This is a genomic window from Pseudomonas sp. NPDC087804 (assembly GCF_044742965.1).
GTDB lineage: Bacteria > Pseudomonadota > Gammaproteobacteria > Pseudomonadales > Pseudomonadaceae > Aquipseudomonas > Aquipseudomonas rustica.
Window position 1 is genome coordinate 118,789 of the sequence record NZ_JBIUVN010000006.1, and the last position, 16,080, is coordinate 134,868.

The 16,080-nt window shown below is 58.6% G+C and carries 11 protein-coding genes; 7 read left to right on the plus strand and 4 right to left on the minus strand.

The features are described from left to right. The first annotated feature begins 384 nt into the window (after positions 1 to 384). From ACIOMO_RS12505 to ACIOMO_RS12530, 6 genes are all read left to right on the plus strand, one after another. Positions 385 to 1,626 (plus strand): SfnB family sulfur acquisition oxidoreductase, encoded by a 1,242-nt coding sequence (locus ACIOMO_RS12505; RefSeq protein WP_212549995.1) that lies wholly within the window; start codon positions 385 to 387, stop codon positions 1,624 to 1,626. Between the two features lie 36 nt (positions 1,627 to 1,662). Further along, on the plus strand, positions 1,663 to 2,856 hold the full coding sequence (locus tag ACIOMO_RS12510) for an SfnB family sulfur acquisition oxidoreductase (protein ID WP_159811989.1): 1,194 nt from the start codon (positions 1,663 to 1,665) through the stop codon (positions 2,854 to 2,856). Further along, positions 2,856 to 4,214, plus strand: coding sequence for an LLM class flavin-dependent oxidoreductase (locus tag ACIOMO_RS12515; protein ID WP_401240968.1), 1,359 nt, complete (start codon positions 2,856 to 2,858; stop codon positions 4,212 to 4,214). Before ACIOMO_RS12510 ends, ACIOMO_RS12515 begins: the two co-directional genes overlap by 1 nt. 118 nt (positions 4,215 to 4,332) lie before the next feature. Continuing rightward, entirely contained in the window at positions 4,333 to 5,142 is an 810-nt protein-coding gene (locus ACIOMO_RS12520) for a MetQ/NlpA family ABC transporter substrate-binding protein (protein WP_159811987.1), read from the plus strand. Between the two features lie 2 nt (positions 5,143 to 5,144). Then, positions 5,145 to 6,266, plus strand: coding sequence for a methionine ABC transporter ATP-binding protein (locus ACIOMO_RS12525; RefSeq protein WP_401240971.1), 1,122 nt, complete (start codon positions 5,145 to 5,147; stop codon positions 6,264 to 6,266). Then, positions 6,256 to 6,900: a methionine ABC transporter permease gene (locus ACIOMO_RS12530; protein WP_122611154.1), complete on the plus strand. Its 645-nt coding sequence runs from the start codon at positions 6,256 to 6,258 to the stop codon at positions 6,898 to 6,900. The genes ACIOMO_RS12525 and ACIOMO_RS12530 overlap by 11 nt, the downstream gene beginning before the upstream one ends. A 68-nt stretch (positions 6,901 to 6,968) precedes the next feature. Here the strand turns inward: ACIOMO_RS12530 and ACIOMO_RS12535 are convergent, their stop codons facing one another. Next, positions 6,969 to 9,782: an RHS repeat-associated core domain-containing protein gene (locus ACIOMO_RS12535; RefSeq protein ID WP_401240974.1), complete on the minus strand. Its 2,814-nt coding sequence runs from the start codon at positions 9,780 to 9,782 to the stop codon at positions 6,969 to 6,971. Positions 9,783 to 9,993: 211 nt separating this feature from the next. Here ACIOMO_RS12535 and ACIOMO_RS12540 point away from each other — a divergent pair, with 211 nt between their 5' ends. Continuing rightward, the gene (locus ACIOMO_RS12540) at positions 9,994 to 10,623 is read left to right on the plus strand and encodes a class I SAM-dependent methyltransferase (RefSeq protein WP_400646120.1); all 630 of its coding nucleotides are present in this window, start codon (positions 9,994 to 9,996) and stop codon (positions 10,621 to 10,623) included. Between the two features lie 90 nt (positions 10,624 to 10,713). Here ACIOMO_RS12540 and ACIOMO_RS12545 read toward each other — a convergent pair whose 3' ends face one another. The 3 genes from ACIOMO_RS12545 to ACIOMO_RS12555 are packed head-to-tail and all read right to left on the minus strand — an operon-like array spanning position 10,714 to position 15,928. After that, entirely contained in the window at positions 10,714 to 13,767 is a 3,054-nt protein-coding gene (locus tag ACIOMO_RS12545) for an efflux RND transporter permease subunit (protein WP_053116502.1), read from the minus strand. Further along, positions 13,764 to 14,828 (minus strand): efflux RND transporter periplasmic adaptor subunit, encoded by a 1,065-nt coding sequence (locus tag ACIOMO_RS12550; protein ID WP_159811981.1) that lies wholly within the window; start codon positions 14,826 to 14,828, stop codon positions 13,764 to 13,766. Before ACIOMO_RS12550 ends, ACIOMO_RS12545 begins: the two co-directional genes overlap by 4 nt. Continuing rightward, positions 14,825 to 15,928, minus strand: coding sequence for an efflux RND transporter periplasmic adaptor subunit (locus tag ACIOMO_RS12555; protein WP_053116500.1), 1,104 nt, complete (start codon positions 15,926 to 15,928; stop codon positions 14,825 to 14,827). The genes ACIOMO_RS12550 and ACIOMO_RS12555 overlap by 4 nt, the downstream gene beginning before the upstream one ends. Positions 15,929 to 16,080: the final 152 nt, after the last annotated feature.

A 16,080-nucleotide genomic window follows, 5' to 3' on the forward strand; every position in this document is an offset into this window, starting at 1 on the left:
AAGAGAGAGGGGATTCTGTGGTGAGGGGATTCATCCCCGATGGGCTGCGCAGCAGCCCCTGCTTTTTAATTTTAGAAGCAGGGCCGCTGCGCGCCCCATCGGGGATAAATCCCCTCACCACAAAAGCACTCACCACAATGACAGCGTCAATATCAAAATCAAGTAACCAACCCGACCATCACCCCTTCTATGCATATTCCTAAAAGTTAGTTTATTTAATATTTATACACGCTTAGGGTATATGAACCGGACCACCGGACATTCTTTCGTTCGCCGCACTTTTGCGGCGTTTTTCATAAGATGTGAGGTAGGTAGTATGGTCCGGAACACAATCACCCCAGTGCAGATCGCCAGGGCATTGCGTGCAGCCAAGGAGCGGCACTGATGTCCAGTCTGGCAGACGCAAACGTCCAGTCGGATCTGGACATCGCCCCGTTGTTGTTGCCCGCGCAGGTTTTGCGCAACGACGCACAAGCCATCAAGGCCGCCCATGAGCTGGCGCAAGTTGCCCGCCTGCAGGCCGCCAAACGCGACCGTCAGCGCAAGCTGCCGTGGTCGGAAATCGAGCAGTTCACCCGCAGCGGTTTAGGCAGCATCGCCATCCCGCGCGAATACGGTGGCCCGCAGGTTTCATTCGTCACCTTGGCCGAGGTGTTCGCGATCATTTCCGCCGCCGACCCGGCGTTGGGACAGATTCCACAAAACCAGTTCGGCATCATCAATCTGGTGCTCGGCAGCGCCACCGAAGCGCAGAAAAAACAGCTGTTCCAGAGCGTTCTGGAAGGCTGGCGGATCGGCAATGCCGGCCCGGAACGCGGCACCAAAAACACCCTGGAATTGAAAGCGCGGATCACCGCCGACGGCGACGATTACGTGATCAATGGCCAAAAATTCTATTCCACCGGCGCGCTGTTTGCGCACTGGGTTGCGGTCAAAGCGCTCAACGATGACGGCAAGCAAGTGCTGGCCTTCGTCCGTCGCGGCACCCCGGGTTTGCGCATCGTCGATGACTGGTCGGGTTTCGGTCAGCGCACCACCGCCAGCGGCACGATTTTGCTGAACAATGTTCGCGTCGAATCGAGCCTGGTCGTCGACAACTGGAAGATCAACGAAATCCCCAACACCCAAGGCGCGGTGTCGCAGCTGATTCAAGCGGCGATCGACGCCGGTATCGCCCGTGGCGCCATCGACGACGCTATCGATTTCGTCAAAACCCGCGCGCGACCATGGATCGATGCCAAGGTCGAGCGGGCCAGTGATGACCTCTATGTGATCGCCGACATCGGCAAACTGAAAATCGAACTGCACGCCGCCGAAGCGCTGTTGCGTAAGGCCGGCAAAGTGCTCGACCAGGTGCACGCCGCGCCGCTCACCGCCGAATCCGCCGCGCGCGCCTCGATTGCCGTGGCTGAAGCGAAAGTGCTGACCACAGAAATCTCTCTAATCGCCAGCGAAAAACTTTTCGAGCTGGCCGGCAGCCGCGCGACCCTCGCCGAATTCAACCTCGACCGTCACTGGCGCAACGCCCGCGTGCACACGCTGCACGACCCGGTGCGCTGGAAATATCACGCGGTCGGCGCCTATCGCCTCAACGGCACTCTACCGGCTCGCCATTCCTGGATCTGACGACCGCACACTTTCTCAAGTGCAATGGAGAAACCTATGACTTTTTCCCATCACGTCGCGGTCATCACCAGCGATGAACAAGCCCTGATCGTCGCCAGCGACCTGGCCGAAGACTTCAAACGCGACAGCGCCGTGCGCGACCGCGAACGACGCTTGCCACTGCCGGAGCTCGATGTATTTTCACGCTCCGGTCTGTGGGGCATCAGCGTGCCGAAGGAATACGGCGGCGCTGGCGTGTCCAACGTCACCCTGGCCAAAGTCATCGCCCTGATCGCTCAGGCTGACGGCTCGCTCGGGCAGATTCCACAGAACCATTTTTATGCACTGGAAGTGCTGCGGGTAAACGGCAGCCACGCGCAAAAACAACGGCTGTACGCCGAAGTACTCGCCGGCCAGCGCTTCGGTAATGCATTGGCGGAACTGGGCACCAAAACCGCCCACGATCGCGTCACCAGCCTCAAACGCGACGGCGACGGTTATCGCATCAACGGCCGCAAGTTCTATGCGACCGGCGCGATTTACGCGCAGCGCATCCCGACCTCGGTCGTCGATGAAAACGGTGTGCAGCAACTGGCGTTCGTCCCGCGTGACAGCCAAGGGCTGAGCGTGATCGACGACTGGAGCGGCTTCGGCCAGCGCACCACCGGCAGCGGTTCGGTGGTGTTTGAAGACGTCTATGTCGCAGCTGAAGACGTGTTGCCATTCCAAAGCGCGTTCGAACGTCCGACCACGGTTGGCCCGTTGGCACAGATCCTTCACGCCGCCATCGACACCGGCATCGCCCGCGCCGCGTACGAAGACGCGCTGCACTTTGTGCGCAGCAAAACCCGGCCATGGATCGATTCCGGCAACGACAAAGCCACCGAAGATCCGCTGACCCTGAAAAGCTTCGGCCACTTGAGTATTCGTCTGCACGCCACCGAAGCCTTGCTCGAACGCGCCGGCGAATTTCTCGACGCCGCACAAGCCGAGAGCAATGCCGAAACCGTCGCTGCGGCATCGATTGCTGTCGCCGAAGCCCGCGCGATCAGCACTGAAATTTCCCTAGCCGCCGGCAGCACATTGTTCGAACTGGCCGGCAGCCAAGCCACACTGATCGAGCACGGTCTCGACCGCCACTGGCGCAACGCCCGCGTGCACACCCTGCACGACCCGGTGCGCTGGAAATATCACGCCGTCGGCAACTATTACCTCAACGATGAAAACCCTCCGCTGCGAGGGACAATCTGATGAGCGCGGCGAAAAAGAAGATTCTGCTCAACGCGTTCAACATGAACTGCATCGGCCACATCAACCACGGCTTGTGGACGCACCCGCGCGACACCTCAACGCGCTACAACACCATTGAGTACTGGACGGAACTGGCGCAATTGCTGGAGCGCGGCCTGTTCGATGGTTTGTTCATCGCTGACATCGTTGGTGTGTACGACGTCTATCAGAACTCGGTCGATGTGCCGCTGAAAGAGTCGATTCAGTTGCCGGTCAACGACCCGCTGCTGCTGGTGTCGGCGATGGCTGCCGTGACCAAAAATCTGGGTTTCGGCCTCACCGCGAACCTCACCTACGAGCCGCCGTATCTGTTCGCCCGCCGCATGTCGACGCTCGATCATCTGAGTCGTGGCCGTGTCGGCTGGAACATCGTCACCGGCTACCTCGACAGCGCTGCCAAAGCCATGGGCCTCAGCGAACAAGTCGAGCATGACCGTCGTTATGATCAGGCCGACGAGTATCTGGAAGTGCTCTACAAGCTCTGGGAAGGCAGCTGGGAAAACGGCGCGGTGCTCAACGATCGCGAGCAGCGGATCTACGCGCAGCCGGAGAAAGTGCACAAGGTCGAGCACAAGGGCGAGTTCTATCAGGTCGAGGGTTATCACCTCTGCGAGCCGTCGCCGCAGCGCACGCCGGTGTTGTTTCAGGCCGGTAGCTCCGATCGCGGTTTGCTCTTTGCCGGGCGTCACGCCGAGTGCGTGTTCATCAGCGGTCAGAACAAACCGTCGACCAAGGTTCAGGTCGACAAGGTGCGCGCCAGTGCCGTTGAAGCCGGGCGCAATCCTGAGGACATCAAGGTGTTCATGGGCCTCAACGTGATCGTCGGCGCAACCGAAGAAGCGGCGTGGGCCAAGCATGCCGAGTACCTGAGTTACGCGAGTGCCGAGGCCGGCGTGGCGCATTTTTCCGCGTCGACCGGTATCGACTTTTCTCAGTACGAAATCGACGAACCGATCCAGTACGTGAAGAGCAACGCCATTCAATCGGCCACGAAAAACCTGCAGAACAACGACTGGACGCGACGCAAATTGCTCGACCAGCACGCGCTCGGTGGCCGCTACATCACCGTGGTCGGTTCGCCTGAGCAAGTCGCGGATGAGCTGGAATCGTGGATCGCCGAAACCGGCCTGGATGGTTTCAACCTGACGCGGATTGTCACGCCGGAAAGCTATGTCGATTTTATTGAGCTGGTGATTCCCGAGTTGCAGCGGCGAGGGTCGTACAAGACCGCGTACGACAGCGGCAGCTTGCGCGAAAAGCTGTTTCACGGTGAGGCGCAGCTACCTGAGCAACACACCGGTTCTTCGTACCGCCGCTAAAAGCATCGCGAGCAGGCTCACTCCTACAGGGGAACGCATTCCAAATGTAGGAGTGAGCCTGCTCGCGATGAGGCCGCAACAGACACCCCAAATTTATGCACTGACTGGAAAAACCATCATGACCAAAAAACTCCTGTCCCACCCAGTCAAAGCACTGGCCCTGGCCCTCGGCCTGTTCAGCTCGACACTCTTCGCCGCCGACGCCCCACTCAAAGTCGGCACCACCGCCGCCTTCGCCATCCCGCTGGAAGCCGCCGTCGAAGAAGCCTCCAAACAAGGCCTCAAAGTCGAGCTGGTGGAGTTCACCGACTGGATCGCACCCAACGTCAGCCTCGCCGCCGGCGACATCGACGTGAACTACTTCCAGCACATCCCGTTCCTCGAAAACGCCAAGGCCGCCGCCGGTTTTGACCTGGTGCCGTTCGCCCCGGGGATCATCAACAACGTCGGCCTCTACTCGAAAAAATACAAAAGCTTCGATGAGCTGCCAGAAGGCGCCAGCGTTGCCATCGCCAACGATCCGATCAACAGCGGTCGCGGTTTGCAGCTGCTGGCCAAGGCCGGTTTGATCACCCTGAAACCCGGCGTCGGCTACAAGGCCACCGAAGACGACATCGTCGCCAACCCGAAGAAAATCAAAATCCTGCAAGTCGAAGCGGTGCAACTGGTGCGCGCTTATGACGATGCAGATCTGGTGCAGGGCTACCCGGCCTACATTCGTTTAGCGAAGACTTTCGATGCCGGTTCGGCGTTGCTGTTCGACGGCCTCGACCACAAGGAATACGTGATCCAGTTCGTCATCCAGCCGAAGAGCAAAACCGATCCGCGCCTGATCAAATTCGTCGACATCTACCAGCATTCGCCAGCCGTTCGAGCGGCGCTGGATAAGGCCCACGGCAAGCTGTATCAAGCCGGTTGGGAAAGCTGAGCATGACGGCCGCGATCCAACGGCGACTGGAAATTCCAGAGCCACACAATGCTGAAAAAACCGAACTGCATCCGGAATTGAATCGCGCTCATGTGCGCTTCATCGGGCTGGGCAAAACCTACAACGGTCGACAAGGCCCGGTCGCCGCGTTGCAAGGCATTGATCTGGCGATTCAGCGCGGTGAAGTGTTCGGCATCATCGGTCGCAGCGGGGCCGGCAAGTCGTCGCTGATTCGTACGATAAATCGTCTTGAGCAACCAACGTCGGGGCGTGTGTTGATCGATCAGGTCGACATCGGCGAGTTCGATGAAGACCGCCTCGTAGCGCTGCGCCGACGCATCGGCATGATCTTCCAGCACTTCAATCTGATGTCGGCCAAGACCGTTTGGCAGAACGTCGAACTGCCGCTGAAAGTCGCTGGCGTACCGAAAGAGCAGCGCGAGAAAAAGGTACGCGAATTGCTCGAACTGGTCGGCCTGCGAGAAAAACACAAGGCCTATCCGGCGCAGCTTTCCGGTGGCCAGAAACAGCGCGTCGGCATCGCCCGCGCGCTGGTGCATGACCCGGATATTCTGCTCTGCGACGAGGCCACCTCGGCGCTCGATCCAGAGACCACCCAGTCGATCCTCGGCCTGCTGCGCGAAATCAACAAACGCCTGGGCCTGACCATCGTGCTGATCACTCACGAGATGGCAGTCATCCGCGAAATCTGCGACCGCGTCGTCGTGCTTGAGCATGGCCGCGTCGTCGAACAAGGCCCAGTGTGGGAAGTGTTCGGCAATCCGCAACACGAGGTCAGCCAGACCTTGCTCGCGCCGCTGCAACACGCGCTGCCGGAAGAATTGCAGAGCCGTTTGCACCCGCAAGCGCCCTCCTCCGACGCGGCTGTGGTGCTGCGTTTGCAGTTCACCGGCAGCGCCAGCGACGAGCCGGATCTGGCGGCACTTTTTACAGCCCTCGGTGGCCGGGTGAAGCTGCTGCAGGGCGGCGTCGAACGGATTCAGGGGCATGCACTGGGGCAACTGTTATTGGCCGTCAGCGGCTCAGCATTCAGCGCCGAACAATTGCGCGAACGCGCCGCGCTGTGGGCGCAACGAGTGGAGGTGTTGGGTTATGTGGTTTGATCGCTTGTTGCAGGGGTTTATCGACACGTTCCTGATGGTCGGCGTGTCGTCGCTGATCGCGCTGCTGGTGGGAATTCCCATGGCGGTGATTCTGGTCACCAGCGACAAGAGCGGTATCTACGAAGCACCGCTGTTGAACCGTGCCTTGGGCGCCTTCGTGAACCTGTTCCGCTCGATCCCGTTTCTGATTCTGATGGTCGCGCTGATTCCGTTTACCCGGTTGATTGTCGGCACTACGTACGGAGTCTGGGCGGCGGTTGTGCCGCTGACGATTGCGGCGACGCCGTTCTTTGCGCGGATTGCTGAAGTCAGCTTGCGTGAGGTTGATCATGGTTTGATCGAAGCCGCGCAGGCGATGGGGTGCCGGCGTTGGCACATTGTCTGGCATGTGCTGTTGCCGGAAGCGCTGCCGGGAATTGTCGGCGGGTTCACGATTACGCTGGTGACGATGATCAACTCGTCGGCGATGGCCGGGGCGATTGGTGCGGGCGGGTTGGGGGATATCGCTTATCGCTACGGGTATCAGCGGTTTGATAGCCAGATCATGCTGACGGTGATTGTGTTGCTGGTGGCGTTGGTGGCGGTGATTCAGTTGGGTGGGGATCGGTTGGCTCGGGGGTTGAATAAGCGCTGAAAGCAATTTGATTGCGCTTAAAAGCGAGGAGGTTGCTGCCCCCTCGCCGGTCAAGTGTAAACATCCAATCAATTCCCGTGTATAGCCGTAAACATTCGACCGTTAGACTGACGTGCACGATACAGCGAATTCAAACTTTTGGCAGAGTGCGCAACACTATCAGCATTATTAATTGACGTTTCAGCTCTCAAGTCGGGATCACTATTAAATAGTGATACCGCGTCACTCAAACTCACTCCCGCTCCAGCTATACCCATGTAGCTTTCAACCGTACGAGTAAATTCAGACCCAAAGCCAGGAAAAGTATCCATATAACCAACTGTCAAACCACCACTCAAAATCAGCTCGGAAATATCCTGATGAGTAACATTATCTGGCGCTGCAGACGAGCCCAAGAGAAATGGATATAGCGTACCTAAGTAAAAATTATCTATTGTCCCCGCCCCCACAACGTTTATACCGTCAACGTGGGTTAAATGAGATAACTCGTGCGCCAAGACTGCTGGCATTAATCTATTGCTAACAAAGTCCACATCAACAACTACACGGCCATAATTATCAGCAGGTGCCACCATAGCAGTAAATGGAGCATCGATGGATATTGCACCGATAAATTTCCCATCCCCAGCAGCCCCCTGATAATGTCTGGCCAAAATTTCTCCATTGGCAAAATAACTTAATAACCTTGTTGTAATATTCCTGTAAGAAGAACCAAAGTAACTTTGCAAAACATTTTTACCACCCCGCAAATTGCTATAAAGTGCCTGTTGCGCACCTTCATATATACTCCCCGCTTCTCGCATTTGAGCACGCATTATATCGGCTTGCGGTTGAGGAAACTCTGAAAGACCGCGAGCCAGTATTACTTTTCCAGAGGATATAAGTCTCGCCTCAAACTCATCATTTCTCCCTTCATAATACCGCCCATCCTTATCTCTATTTCCAACAGGATAATTTCCGACAAAGCAGTAAAGGTTCAGACCATTGACCGACCCCGCTGGATCTGGATTTATCCATCGACAAAGCCACGGCGCGTAATATCGATAGCCATAATGATAAAGTCCCGAAAGATCACGTTCTTTACCCGAATAACGGACAGATTTGTACTTCGTTGCCAAATCACTCTTGCCAGCCCAGCATGCCGTACCGCCGAACGCGTAATAGTGTTCCTGGCTTAATACCCCCGCGCGCTCATCCAGCTCCATCGAGCTGGAACCAAGATGATCACCGAGGCTGTAACCCCATTGATCGCTTCCAGCACCAGCGGGCCAATGCAGTAATCGCGCGTGGTTCCGCCCAGCGTCGACACTGACTACATGCCGCTCTACACCGTCGACTTCGCAATGAATCTCAAGACCCGGCAGATAACGCACTTCTGTTGTCAGGGTTTGCCCGGATGCCCGACTGATTTGCGTCTTACGCAACCGATGCCCCGACCGATCGTAGATATAACACTCACAGTCATCCGCCTCAGCCCCACGCTGCACCAACGTCACCCGACTCAATTCATTGCGCACATTCCACGCCATGGCCTGCCCACGCTGCAATTCCAGCTGATTACCCGCCGCATCAAACCCCAGCGTTATCTGCGCCTCTCCCGGCAGGGATCCATCGTCAAGCTGCGCCAGACTCCGATTGCTGCGCGCAGAAGTGAACATCGAAAACCCAGGCGCGCCACTGTGATGCCGCGTGATCAGGTTGCCTGCCGCGTCGTAAGCAAACGTCTGGGTGTAGTTGCGCCGTTGCGCGGGATCCAGCGGCACTGGCAGCAAATCGGGTAGCGCCGGGCCATGGCTCGGTTTGCTGACCTCCCAGCCTTTGGCTTCAACCAATTGGTACAGGCTGTCGTAGCGATAACGGCTGACGGGGTCGATGCGCTGGCCGTTGAAGTGACTCACGGTTTGGCACTTGTCTTCGAGTTCGACAATATTGCCCACCGGATCGTAGGCGTAATTCAAATCTTGCAAAGGCTGTTGCCCTACGACACCCGCGAAAAGCCTCAGCAGCCGACCATCCTCAGGGCTGTAATCCACACTTGATACAACGCCGTTGCCTGCCGTTTCACTTTCGATCTGATCTTGTGCGTTGTAACGAATTTCGCTGACAAGACACTGTGGATGTTGGCCTTCACCGGATTGCAAAAGCCATGTCGCAGAGGATTTTCCCGCCACGTTGTAATGGAAAATTTGTGTATTACGCGCTGCATCGATCTGACGCTGCACCTCGCCCGTTGGATTGAGCGCGTAGCGAGTGACATAGGCTTTTTCTTCGAGAAGTTCGTCTCGGGCGTCCAGTAGAAGCGGCCAGTCCGGCGCATCCAGCTCAATGAGAAACCGTCGAGACTCCTCCAGCACTGCACCCGACCAACCATAATCGCCGAGGAACTGGCCACCGCCCGGGTCGTCATGCCGGATCAGTTGCCCACACTGATTGTGCTGGGCAAAACTCTCCGTGGCATCGGCATAAGTCCAGCGCTCAACCACTTGAAGTTGCTCACCAAAGGCCTGCTCCGTCAGTGCAACCGGACGCTGCAAATCATCAAACTCACGACGACATTGGCAACCCCGTGCATCCCAGAAGGAACGCTGCGAACCTGCGTCATTGCACAGATTCAACTGCCAACCGGCATCCACGCTGTCCGTGAGCAACACCTGACCGCTCAAGGCGTAAACGGTGCTCAGATTCGGTTTCGGCGCGGCTCCCCACAACCGGGGATCCCACGCCGCTACTTCGCGCCCCGCCTCATCGAACATCTGCCGAGTGATGCGCGGTTCGACGTCGGGTTTGTCCGGGTGCTGGCAGTAGGCAACGCTGCGAATCGCCAATGCTCGCGGGTCGACGACGGACAGGGTGGGATGAGATGAGTGCTGAGTCGCCTTCATGGCTGTGAACGTCCTCCAGGCTTAGGGGTAGCCTGAAGGTTTTTTCATCGGTCCGATACTGTAAGAAGTAACAGGTCGGTAGAAGATCGCAGCCTGCGGCAGCTCCTACAGGATCGAGGCCGACCGTTGCATGAACGTCTGTAGGAGCTGCCGCAGGCTGCGATCTTTTCGCTTATAGTCGACACATCTCTCCCTGAACGTGCAGCCGACCATGAAGCAAACCCCCTCCGATCTCGAACAGATCACCGCCACCACCCTCGGCCATTACAACTCGGTGGCCGAAGACTTCCGTGAAGGCACACGTGATCACGATGTCAGCCAGAATATCGATGCGCTGCTGCGGCATATTCAGGGTTCAGCGCCGTTGACGATTCTGGATTTCGGCTGCGGGCCGGGACGGGATTTGCAGACGTTTACGCGTATGGGTCACGTTGCGGTGGGGCTGGATGGCTCTGAGGAATTTGCGCGGATGGCGCGTGAGGACAGCGGCTGTGAGGTGTTGCAGCAGGATTTTCTGAAGCTGGATCTCCCGGCTGAACGCTTTGACGGGATTTTTGCCAATGCGGTGCTGTTTCATGTGCCGTTGCAGGAGTTGCCGCGGGTGCTCAAGCAATTGCATGGCGCTTTAAAACCCGGTGGGGTGTTGTTCAGTTCCAATCCGCGCGGGGATAACCGTGAGGGCTGGAACGGGCCGCGTTATGGCTCGTATCACGATCTGGCGGCGTGGCAGGGGTTGTTGACGGCGGCGGGGTTTGTCGAGCTGGAGCATTACTTCCGGCCGGCGGGGCTGCCGCGTGAGCAGCAGCCTTGGTTGGCCAGCGTTTGGCGGCGTGTTGGTTGAAGATCAAAAGATCGCAGCCTACGGCAGCTCCTACATTGGAATGCGTTTCAATGTAGGAGCTGCCGCAGGCTGCGATCTTTTGCTTTTGCCTTAGGCAGTTTCTTTTTTCGGTTCGCGAATCTTGTACCAGGCCACGTACAGCGCCGGCAGGAACAGCAGCGTCAGCAGCGTCGCCACCACAATCCCGCCGATCATCGCGTACGCCATCGGCCCCCAGAATACTTCGCGGGCGATCGGGATCATGCCCATGCTCGCCGCCGCAGCGGTCAGCAGGATAGGCCGGCGTCGATGCTCGGTCGCTTCCACCACCGCATCCCACGGCTCATAGCCTTTGCGTTCGAATTCATCGATCTGCGTGACCAGGATTACCGAGTTGCGGATGATGATGCCGATCAGCGCGAGAATCCCCAGAATCGCCACGAAGCCCATCGGCGTGCCGGTCGGCACCAGCGCCAGCACCACGCCGATCAGCCCCAGCGGCGCGACACTCGCCACCAGGAACATTTTCTGCACGCTGTGCAACTGGATCATCAGGAACGTCGCCATCAAGAACAGCATCAATGGCAACACCTTGGCGATCGGCCCTTGGGCCTTGCCGCTTTCCTCGACCGTACCGCCGGTGGCGACTTTGTAGCCGACCGGCAGTTTTTCCGCGAAGGCATCAATCGATGGCTTGAGGATTTTCACCAGGTCGGTCGGCTGAATCTCGTCGCGCACCGAAGCCTTGATGGTGATGGTCGGCAAACGATCGCGACGCCACACCAGCGGTTGCTCCAGCTCATAACGAACCGTGGCGAATGCGAGCAGCGGGATCGAGGTGCCGCTCGGCGTGACGATCTGCAGGTTCTGCAGGGTTTCCGGGGTACCGCGTTCGGAATCCACCGCACGACCGACCACGTTGATCAGGTAGATATCGTCATCGACCTGGGTCAACGGCGAGCCACTGACGATGCTGTTCATCAGGTTGGCGACGTCTTCGGACGACAACCCGAGCTGCCGCGCCTTGTCCTGTGCGATGTCGATGCGCAGGACTTTGCCCGGCTCGTTCCAGTCGTAAATGATCTCGCCGATGTGCGAGTTTTTATCCAGTTCGGTGGCGAGGTCGATGGCGTGCTTGCGCACCTGATCGATGTCCTTGCCGCTGACCCGGTACTGAATCGGACGCCCTACCGGCGGGCCCATTTCCAGTGCCTGCACGTAGCTGCCGATGCCGACGAACTCTTTGCGCAGACGTTCACGCAGCCGTGCGCTCAGAGCCTCGCGAGACTCGAAGCCTTTGCTGACGATCACCAATTGCGCGTAGTACGGGTTTTGCAATTGCTGGTCGAGTGGCAGGTAGAAACGGATCGCGCCCTGACCGATGTAGGTGCTCCAGCGCACGATGTCCGGGTCGCCCTTGAGGGTTTCTTCGAGTTTGTCGACTGCCTTGCGGGTTTCGTCGATCGAGGCGTTTTGCGGCAGGTTCAGGTCGACGAGAATTTCCGGACGATCCGAGGCCGGGAAGAACTGGTTCTGCACGAAACGCATGCAGAAAATCGACAGTGCAAACAGCAGCACGGTGATACCGATCGCCCACCAACGGTTGCGCATGCTCCACAGCAAACCGCCGTTGAATGCGCGGCCAATGCGCCCTGGTTCAGCGGCGTGGGGTTTCACGTTGGCGCTGAGGATGTGCACGCCGATCACTGGCGCGAAGAACACCGCGACGATCCACGAGACGATCATCGCCACCGCGATCACCGCAAACAGCGTGTAGGTGTACTCACCAGCGGAGCTGGCGTTGAGGCCGATCGGCACGAAACCGGCGACGGTCACCAGCGTACCGGTGAGCATCGGGAACGCGGTCGAGGTGTAGGCGTAGGTCGCGGCCTGCTCCTTGGTCTCGCCCATTTCCAGGCGCGTGACCATCATCTCCACCGTGATCATCGCGTCGTCCACCAACAGGCCGAGGGCGATGATCAACGCACCGAGGGAAATCCGCTGCATGGTGATGCCGCTGTATTCCATGAAGACGAAGACCATCGCCAGCACCAGCGGAATCGAGCACGCCACCACCAGACCGGCGCGCACGCCGAGACTGATAAAGCTCACCACCAAGACGATGATCACCGCTTCGAACAGCGCGCTGGTGAAGCCGCCAACAGCTTCTTCCACCACCACGGCCTGATCGGAAACGGTGTGGATGCCAACGCCTACCGGCAGGTCTGCGGTGACTTGATCGATGCGCTCATGCAACGCCTTACCGAACGCCTGAACGTTGCCGCCCTTCTGCATGGCGATCGCCAGACCGATTGCCGGTTTGCCGTCGAAACGGAATTCCGGGGTGGCCGGGTCGACATAACCACGACTGATCTCGGCGATGTCGGCCAGACGATAGAAGCGATCGTTGAGCTTGAGGTTGACCTCGGCCAGGTCTTTCTCCGAGGCGAATTGCCCCGACGTGCGCACGGAAATCCGCTCCGGCCCGGCCTCGATCACACCTGCCGGGGTCACGGCGTTCTGCGATTGCAGGCTCTCTACGACCTGGCGCTGATCGATGCCCAGCGCAGCCAGTTTGCGCGTGGAGAAGTTCAGGTAAATCACTTCATCCTGCTGGCCGACCATTTCGATCTTGCCCAGCCCCGGCACGTTGCGAATCTCCGCCCGCGCCTGCTCCACGTAGTCGCGCAACTGGCGCATGGTCAGGCCGTCGGCGGTAAACGCGTAGACCGAACCGAACACATCACCGAACTCGTCGTTAAACCCCGGGCCTTGAATGCCTTGGGGAAACTGCCCGCGAATATCGTTGATCTTCTTGCGCACCTGGTACCAGATTTCCGGGATGTCCTTGGCACTGGTGGTGTCGCGCAGGTACACGTACACCGTCGATTCGCCGGGGCGCGTGTAGCTTTTCACGTAGTCGAGGGAGTCCAGCTCTTCGAGTTTTTTCTCGATACGGTCGGTGACCTGCTTGAGCGTTTCCTCTTGGGTCGCGCCCGGCCATTTGGTCTGGATCACCATGGTTTTGATGGTGAACGACGGGTCTTCTTCGCGGCCCAGATTGAAGTAGGAAAACACCCCCATCAGCAACGCGACGAACATCAGGTACCAGACGAAGGACTGGTGTTTCAGGGCCCATTCGGAGAGGTTGAAAGAGCCTTTCATTGACTGTCCTCGTCAAGTTTCACTGATTGTCCGGGTTTGAGACTGTTGACGCCGGCGCTGACCACTTGCTCGCCGTTCTTCACGCCACCGGCCAGCACCACGGTGCTGTCGGTGCGGCTGACGACGGTGACATCGCGGGGGCTGACGGTTTTGTTTTGGGTGTCGATCACCCAGATCCGTGTTTTGCCATCGACTTCCTGCAACGTGGTTGCCGGCAGTTCGATGCGCGGTTTGATCGCTGAGCTGAGGGTCACGCTGATCGCGGTGCCGAGACGGAAACCTTCCGGCGTATCAGTCAGGGTCAGACGAGCGCGGCGGGTGCGCGTGGCGCTCTGTGCCTGCGGTTCGATTTCGCGGATGACCGCTGTGGTTTTGATGCTGGGATCGAGTTGCGCAGCGACCAAAAACACCACGTCCTTGGGGATCTGATCGACCAAAGTGTCCGGCAGATCGATCACCGCTTCCTTGATGTCCGGTTGCGCCAGCGTCACCACTTGTTGACCTGCCGTCACCACTTGCCCGGCCTCGGCGTTCCACGCGGTGACCACGGCTTTGTGGTCGGAACGCAGTTCGGTGTAGCCGAGTTGATCCTTGCTCTGATTGACCGCCGCCCGCGCCTGATCGAGTGAGGCCTGAGTGGTTTTCAGGTTAGTGGTGGCCTCGTCGAGTTGCGCCTGCGCGCCGACGCCGCGATCAAACAGCGCTTGCTGACGTCGCGCATTGGCTTGTGCGTTGATCAGTTGCGCTTCGATTTTTGCCAGATCGCCCTGCGCCGAACGCAGCTGATTCTGCTGATCGGACGGGTCGAGGGTGGCGAGCAGTGTGCCCTTCTCCACTTCGGTGCCGACATCGACGTTACGGCTGGCTATGCGCCCGCCGACACGGAAACCGGTGTTGCTCTCGTAACGCGCCTGAATGCTGCCGGCGAAGCGACCGAGGGTTTCTTCGTTCAAGGCCTCGACCTTGACCGACAACACCGGGCGCACCGGCTCCGGAGGTGGCTCCTTCTTGGAGCATGCCGCGAGCAACAGCCCGACGGCCAACAGCCCGAAACGCTTCATGGCTGCGCTCCCATTTCCAGATCCTTGTAGGTGTTCTCGGCAATCTCTACTTTCATGCCCGGGTGCAATAACTGGCCGCCGGCGATGATGACTTTTTCGCCGCCATTGAGACCTTCGCTGATGATCACTTTGCCGGTCAGGTAACGGCCGACCGTGACCGTGTGCAATTGCGCTTCGCCCTTGTCGTCGACCAGCCACACAGCGGGGTCGCTGACATTTTTGGTCAGCGCCGACCACGGCAAAGCCACCGCCGATTTACCGGTGCCCTTGGCGGTCGCGCTCACTACCGAGCCGAGCTGCATGCCTGGCGGCAGTTTGTCGAGAGTGACTTTGACTTGCACGGTGCCGGACTGCGCGGACACCGACGGGGTGATTTCGCGCACGGTGCCGGTGGTTTTGATTTCAGGATTGTCGAGCAGGCTGACGGTGATTTTGTTATCCGTCGGTCGCTCGGCCAGCAGCGACTCGTAGACGTTGAACACCGCATCGCGATCGCCGTCGCGGGCCAGACTGAAAATCGGCGCCGTGGCTTGCACGACCTGGCCAACTTCGGCCTGACGCTCAGTGATGACGCCCGGCGCATCAGCAATCAGCGAGGTGTAGCTGAGCTGATCCTTGGCATTGGCCAGTTGCGCCTGAGCCGCGCTCAAGGCGCTTTGGCTACTGCGCAACGCGGCTTGCGCGGTATCGAATTCGCTTTGGCTGGTGTAGCCCTTGGGCAGCAGTTTTTGCTGACGCACAAACGCCGCCGCGCTCTGCTTGACCCGCGCCTGTTCGGCGACGACCTGAGCCTGAGCGGAATCGACGTTGGTCTGCAAATCCTTGGGATCGAGTTTGGCCAGCACTTGCTTGGCCGTGACACGGTCGCCGACGTCGACCGAACGCTGGATGATTTTGCCGCCGACGCGGAACGACAATTCTGTCTGCACGCGCGCCTGCACATCACCGGTCAGTGTCACCGAGGCCGCGTAATCCGCGGGTTTCACCTCTTGAACAAAGACTCTCGGCAGGTACTCCTGGGGAGCCTTCTTTTCGCCGCAAGCGGTCAGCAAGGCAATGGCGCTCAAGGCCATTACCACTTTAATTCCGGGACCCGCCATGCAGACTCCTTGGCATTTTTAGACGATCAGGACGATACGACTTCAGAGCTTAGAACAGGGTTCAACCATTGCTCATGCGAATAACAGATTAAACACCGAAGGAGCTGCCGAAGGCTGCGATCTTTTGCTTTTTTGCGGAAAAGATCAAAAGA

What these genes read in the sequence shown, in the direction of transcription:
- ACIOMO_RS12505 (WP_212549995.1), top strand. Translation starts at nt 385, where the DNA reads ATGTCCAGTCTGGCAGACGCAAACGTCCAGTCGGATCTGGACATCGCC.
- ACIOMO_RS12510 (WP_159811989.1), top strand. Translation starts at nt 1,663, where the DNA reads ATGACTTTTTCCCATCACGTCGCGGTCATCACCAGCGATGAACAAGCC.
- ACIOMO_RS12515 (WP_401240968.1), top strand. Translation starts at nt 2,856, where the DNA reads ATGAGCGCGGCGAAAAAGAAGATTCTGCTCAACGCGTTCAACATGAAC.
- ACIOMO_RS12520 (WP_159811987.1), top strand. Translation starts at nt 4,333, where the DNA reads ATGACCAAAAAACTCCTGTCCCACCCAGTCAAAGCACTGGCCCTGGCC.
- ACIOMO_RS12525 (WP_401240971.1), top strand. Translation starts at nt 5,145, where the DNA reads ATGACGGCCGCGATCCAACGGCGACTGGAAATTCCAGAGCCACACAAT.
- ACIOMO_RS12530 (WP_122611154.1), top strand. Translation starts at nt 6,256, where the DNA reads ATGTGGTTTGATCGCTTGTTGCAGGGGTTTATCGACACGTTCCTGATG.
- ACIOMO_RS12535 (WP_401240974.1), bottom strand. Translation starts at nt 9,782, where the DNA reads ATGAAGGCGACTCAGCACTCATCTCATCCCACCCTGTCCGTCGTCGAC.
- ACIOMO_RS12540 (WP_400646120.1), top strand. Translation starts at nt 9,994, where the DNA reads ATGAAGCAAACCCCCTCCGATCTCGAACAGATCACCGCCACCACCCTC.
- ACIOMO_RS12545 (WP_053116502.1), bottom strand. Translation starts at nt 13,767, where the DNA reads ATGAAAGGCTCTTTCAACCTCTCCGAATGGGCCCTGAAACACCAGTCC.
- ACIOMO_RS12550 (WP_159811981.1), bottom strand. Translation starts at nt 14,828, where the DNA reads ATGAAGCGTTTCGGGCTGTTGGCCGTCGGGCTGTTGCTCGCGGCATGC.
- ACIOMO_RS12555 (WP_053116500.1), bottom strand. Translation starts at nt 15,928, where the DNA reads ATGGCGGGTCCCGGAATTAAAGTGGTAATGGCCTTGAGCGCCATTGCC.